The organism is Coralloluteibacterium thermophilum (assembly GCF_042654365.1).
Classification (GTDB): Bacteria; Pseudomonadota; Gammaproteobacteria; order Xanthomonadales; family Xanthomonadaceae; genus Coralloluteibacterium; species Coralloluteibacterium thermophilum.
In genome coordinates this window covers 1-5180 of record NZ_JBHSGG010000066.1, presented here as the reverse complement: position 1 = coordinate 5180, position 5180 = coordinate 1, and the positions used below count along the sequence as shown (strand labels likewise).

The window sequence follows — 5180 nt, the reverse complement described above, 5'->3', positions numbered from 1 at the left end:
GCGTCGTGCCGCTGGCGTTGGTCCTGCTGGGCATCAGTGGCGCCTGGATCGGCAACCTGACAGCTCTCGATCCCTTGAGGCCCTGGTTCAGCGCCGCCGCCGTACTGTCCTTGGCCGTGGCGTTTTGGATGCTGTATCGACCGGCGGCACGGTGCGGTGTGGATGGCAGTTGCATCGCCCCGGACGCTCTGCGACGCAGGCGACGTTGGCTCTGGTTGGCGACAGCCCTCATCGTCCTGTTGCTGCTGTTTCCCTATTACATCGTCTGGATTCTGTAGGAGGCGCGATGCACAAGTGGATACTGGCCCTGGTGGCTGCTCTGTCGGTCGGTGCCGCTCTTGCGACGCCCGCAACCGTAGTGATGCTCGATGCTGAGAACATGACCTGTCCCGCCTGCGGCATCACCATCAGGAAGGCGCTGGAGAAGGTGCCGGGCGTGGCCGATGTGAAGGTGGACACCCGGGCTGAAACAGTCACGGTGACGTTCGAATCGAGCCAGACGGATGCAGCCGGAATCGCGCGTGCAGTCACGGAAGCAGGCTTCCCGGCCAAGGTGCGGACTGGCGGTGAGTGACGTCAAGCTGGAAAGCATCTTGACCTGCCCGGAGTGCGGCCATCGGGCGACCGAGACAATGCCCATCACAGCGTGTCAATTCTTCTATGAGTGCACGGGCTGTGGAGCGGTTTTGCGTCCGCATCAAGGCGACTGCTGTGTGTTCTGCTCGTTCGGAACAGTGCCATGTCCACCGATCCAACAGAACAATCCCTGTTGTGGTTGAACCGCGGACTCCGATAATAGTTGGACAGACAGGCTGCGAGATCGACTGTGCCACCCTGGAAAGCGCGCCGCTCAACCAGCGGTGTGCATGCGAAGTGGTCGACATCCTCCGTCTGCACGAGTCGATCCGGGGTGCCTTTCCGGAGTTCACGACTGATCCCGCCGTACACGCGCACTTATTTTCACCCTATGCCTTGTTCGTTGATCGGCCCGCGTTGGAGGCCATGGGACGAGTCGCGGCGGCGGTCTTCGACGTCGCAGGAAACCCGGGATATAGCCAACGGGTCCTGCAATGGGCCCCTGACATTGCAACCCATGATCCGGGTTCGGCGGGGGGCGTCCTGGGTCTGGACTTTCACCTGACGGTCGATGGGCCGCGGCTGATCGAGGTCAACACCAATCCAGGCGGTCTGCTCCTCAATGCCTTGTTGCTCGATGCCGTGCGGTCTTGCGCGCCGCCAGCATGGGCCACCTGGACCAACGCGGCCCAAGCGCGTGATGCGGCCGTCACGGCCTGGATGGAGGATGCTCGGCAGCAATCCGGGCGCACGCCGTCGCGCCTGGCCATCGTGGACAGCACTCCGCGAGCGCAGTTCCTTTACCCCGAGTTTGAGCTGTACGCGAACGCGTTTCGGGACCATGGCGTGGACTGCGTGATCAGCGCTCCCGAGGATTTGTCGTTTGGTTCGGACGGGCTTGAGGATGCCCACGGTCGAATCGACACTGTCTACAACCGGTTGACCGATTTCCCGCTCGAGGATGCCTCGCATGCAGACATTCGTGAGGCTTACCTGGCAGGGGACGTCGCGCTGATGCCGCATCCCCGAGCACACGCGCTGTTTGCCGACAAGCGCAACCTTGCGGTGCTCGGGGACCCGGCTCTGCTCGGCGGGTTCGGGGTCGATGCGGGCTCGGCGGCCCTGCTGGCCCAGGTGATCCCGCCCACGGTTGAAGTCGTGCCCGGAAACCGGGATGCGCTGTGGGCAGCGCGCAACGGATATTTCTTCAAGCCTGCAGCAGGGTTCGGCAGCCGTGGGAGTTATCGGGGCGACAAGTTGACCCGGCGGACTTGGGAGTCTATGGCGTCGGCGACCTACATCGCACAGGCCTTCGCGCCACCGAGCATGCGGATCGTGCATGGGGGCCAGTCCCTCAAGGCGGATGTGCGCTGCTTCGCGTCCGAGGCGGGTGTCCTGTTGTTCGCGGCCAGGCTGTACCAGGGCCAGACCACGAACATGCGCACCCCCGGTGGTGGATTTGCAGCGGTGCTCACGTCGTCACGGATCGAGGAGTGATTCCCCACCGGAGCCGACCCTTGGGGCGTGTCGTGGCTACAGCCAGGCGAGTGCCGATTCAGCCAGTTCGCGCTCCTCATCGATCGCGACGTTCCATATGCTCGGCCCGCCCCCGCGGTCGATCCGCGTGGCTCCAGCATCGTTGACGTCAGGTGCCAGCGCCAGGCCGAGCCAGGCCAGTCGCGCGACGATGCGAGCCCGCAAAACCGGCGCGCGATGGCCGATGCCGCCGGAAAAGACGACATGGTCGAGACCGCCAATTGCCGTGGCCATGGCCGCGATGGACTGCGCAATCCGGACTGCAAAGAGCTCCACGGCAAGCTGGGCCTGCGGGCCGGGATCCGTCAGCAACACGCGCATGTCGCCATGGCCGGCGATTCCGGCAAGGCCTGCACTGCGGTACAGGCCGTTTTCAAGCGCCTGCGCATCCAGGCGTTCATGCCTCAGCAGATACAGCAACGCGCCGGGATCGAGATCTCCGGAGCGGGTAGGGCTCGGGATTCCACCCAGCGGAGTGAGCGCCATGGTGGTGTCGCGGCTGCGGCCGCCCTCGACGGCGCAGACGCTGCAGCCACCCCCCAGATGCGCGAAGACAGCGCGGCCCTTCAGGATTCCAGCGTCGTGGCTGGCCAATATGCGGAGCGCGGAGGCAAAGGCGAGTCCATGGAAACCGTAGCGGCGGATGCCCAGCGCATCCCATGCTTCAGGGACAGGCAAGCGCCGGCTCCAGGGCGCGAGCGACGCGTGGAAGTCGGTGTCGAAGGCCACGCCTTGGCGCGCGTGCGGCCAACGCAGGCGGGCGGCACGCGCGAACGCGAGGGCTACCGGCTGGTGCAAGGGTGCAAACGGCACCAATTCATCCAGTTTCGCGAGCACGGTTTCGTCGAGCTCGCGGGCGTCGTGCAGGTCACCGCCATGTACGATTCGGTGCACCACCACGTCGGGGCTGGGCCACGGCTCCGACAATGCCTCGAGCAGGGTGGCAAGGCGCTCCTGCGCATCCACGCCGACTGGAATTTCGGCCCGGGAGCGCTCGAGCAGACGAGACTGCGCGCCGTGTCCCTCAGTGTTGAACAGATAGGACGCGCCCTTGAGGGTGGACGAGCCAACGTTGAGTGCAAGAAGCCGGCGCGTGGTCACAGGTGTCCCCGAATCATGTTCATGGGGACCGCACCGCCCGGCGCAACAACTGCGCATTGATTGCCACAACGACGGTGCTCAGCGACATGAGCACTGCCCCAAGCGCAGGTTGCAGCAGGATCCCCCATGCGGCGAGAACGCCAGCGGCGAGAGGGATGGCGACGATGTTGTAGCCGGCGGCCCACCACAGGTTCTGGATCATCTTGCGATAGGTGGCCTTGCTCAATTCGATGATCGCTGGCACGTCGCGCGGGTCGCTGCGCACGAGTACGACGTCGCCGGCCTCGACCGCGACGTCCGTCCCTGTGCCGATGGCGATGCCGACGTCGGACGTGAGCAGCGCCGGAGCGTCATTGACACCGTCACCCACCATCGCGACGCGCTTGCCCTGGGCCTGCAGCTCCTCGATCTTTGCCACCTTGTCCTCGGGCAATACCTCGGCGAAGACGGTGTCGATGTTGAGTTCCTTCGCGACCGCGTTTGCGACCGCCGTGGAATCACCCGTCAGCAGGACAACCTCCAGTCCTTCGTCGTGCAGCCGCTTGACCGCGTCGAACGATTCGGGACGGATGGCATCCGCGATCGCAAATACGGCGAGCACCCGGTCGCCTTCCACCAGGTAGGTTGCAGATTGACCATCGGCTGCCGCTGATTCGGCAGCCCGCCGAAGCGTCTCCGGCGGTTCGACCGCGAGCATTCTCAACAGACCCGGCCCGCCAACGTGAAGCGAGCGCTCCTCGACGACTGCGCGCACGCCGCGTCCCGGCATGGACTCGAAGTCCTGCGACATCGGAACGTCGATGCCATGTTCCTTGGCGCTGGTCATCAGCGCCTGCGCGATCGGATGTTCAGCGTCGCGCTGGACCGACGCGGCCACGCGAAGCACCTCGTCGTCGGTGAGTCCATCGGCGGCAGTGGTCTTCACGACGCGGTGCGAACCGAGCGTGAGCGTGCCTGTCTTGTCGAACACGACCGTGTTCAGCAAACGGGCCTCTTCCAGGCCGCGTCGATCGCGCACGAGCAGGCCGTTCCGTGCGCCAATCGTGGTCGAGATGGCGGTCACCAGCGGGATGGCCAAACCCAGCGCATGGGGACAGGCGATCACGAGCACGGTCACTACGCGCTCGATCGTGAAGCTCCACGGTCGACCGAGGAGTGGCCAGACAATGGCGGTAACCGCGGCGGAGACGATGGCGATGATCGTGAGGTAGAACGCCGCCCGGTCCGCCAGGGCCTGGGCGCGCGAGCGCGACGTCTGGGCCTGCTCGACGAGCCGCATGATACCCGCGAGCGCGGTCTCGTCGCCGGTTCCCGTCACCTCGACACGCAACGAGCCCTGTCCGTTGACGGTGCCGGCGATCACCCGGTCGCCCGTCGACTTGTCCATCGGCTTGGACTCGCCGGTGATCATCGCTTCGTTGACGGCGCTGGTCCCTTCCTTCACGACGCCGTCGGCGGGAATGCTCGCGCCGGGCCTGATGAGCAGCAGGTCGCCGCGCTTCAGTTCCGCGACAGAGACTTCCTTCGCGGTACCGGCCTCATCCAACCGCACCGCCATATCAGGCAGCAGCTTCGCGAGTTCCTTGAGAGCGCCCTGTGCCTGGTTGATCGAACGCATCTCGATCCAGTGGCCGAGCAACATGATCGCCACCAGCGTCGCCAGCTCCCACCACAGGTCCAAGCCCTCGACAACGCCGAGCGTGACCAACGCGCTGTAAAGGAAGGCGACGGTGATCGCAAGCGAGATCAGCGTCATCATGCCCGGCAGGCGATTTCTCAGCTCGTGGTATCCGCCGCGGAGGAACGGCGAGCCGCCGTAGAAGTACACGATCGTGCCGAACACCGCCGGGATGTACGCCGACCCCGGGAACTGTGGTGCGGTGTAGTCGAACCAATGCTGGATCATCCGGGTTCACCCCCGTTTTCACGGACACTTACGAGAAGGCCGATCAAGGCCATGAGGAGTG

Annotated in this window: 6 protein-coding genes; 4 read left to right on the top strand and 2 right to left on the bottom strand. The window is 65.1% G+C overall.

What is annotated here, in order from left to right; genetic code table 11:
* From ACFO3Q_RS16865 to ACFO3Q_RS16850, 4 genes are all read left to right on the top strand, one after another.
* Nucleotides 1-278 (top strand): mercuric transporter MerT family protein (locus ACFO3Q_RS16865; RefSeq protein WP_377006070.1); only part of this gene is annotated, 278 nt, incomplete at its 5' end.
* A gap of 8 nt (nt 279-286) precedes the next feature.
* Nucleotides 287-574, top strand: coding sequence for a heavy-metal-associated domain-containing protein (locus ACFO3Q_RS16860; protein ID WP_017355169.1), 288 nt, complete (start codon nt 287-289; stop codon nt 572-574).
* Nucleotides 504-779, top strand: coding sequence for a GDCCVxC domain-containing (seleno)protein (locus tag ACFO3Q_RS16855; RefSeq protein ID WP_465251337.1), 276 nt, complete (start codon nt 504-506; stop codon nt 777-779). Before ACFO3Q_RS16860 ends, ACFO3Q_RS16855 begins: the two co-directional genes overlap by 71 nt.
* A 94-nt stretch (nt 780-873) precedes the next feature.
* The gene (locus tag ACFO3Q_RS16850; RefSeq protein WP_024889935.1) at nt 874-2073 is read left to right on the top strand and encodes a hypothetical protein; all 1200 of its coding nucleotides are present in this window, start codon (nt 874-876) and stop codon (nt 2071-2073) included.
* Nucleotides 2074-2109: 36 nt separating this feature from the next.
* Here ACFO3Q_RS16850 and ACFO3Q_RS16845 read toward each other — a convergent pair whose 3' ends face one another.
* Together ACFO3Q_RS16845 and ACFO3Q_RS16840 are read right to left on the bottom strand one after the other, a co-directional pair.
* Nucleotides 2110-3213 (bottom strand): acetate/propionate family kinase, encoded by a 1104-nt coding sequence (locus tag ACFO3Q_RS16845; protein ID WP_024889936.1) that lies wholly within the window; start codon nt 3211-3213, stop codon nt 2110-2112.
* Nucleotides 3214-3232: 19 nt separating this feature from the next.
* The gene (locus ACFO3Q_RS16840; RefSeq protein ID WP_377006067.1) at nt 3233-5119 is read right to left on the bottom strand and encodes a heavy metal translocating P-type ATPase; all 1887 of its coding nucleotides are present in this window, start codon (nt 5117-5119) and stop codon (nt 3233-3235) included.
* Nucleotides 5120-5180 lie beyond the last annotated feature (61 nt).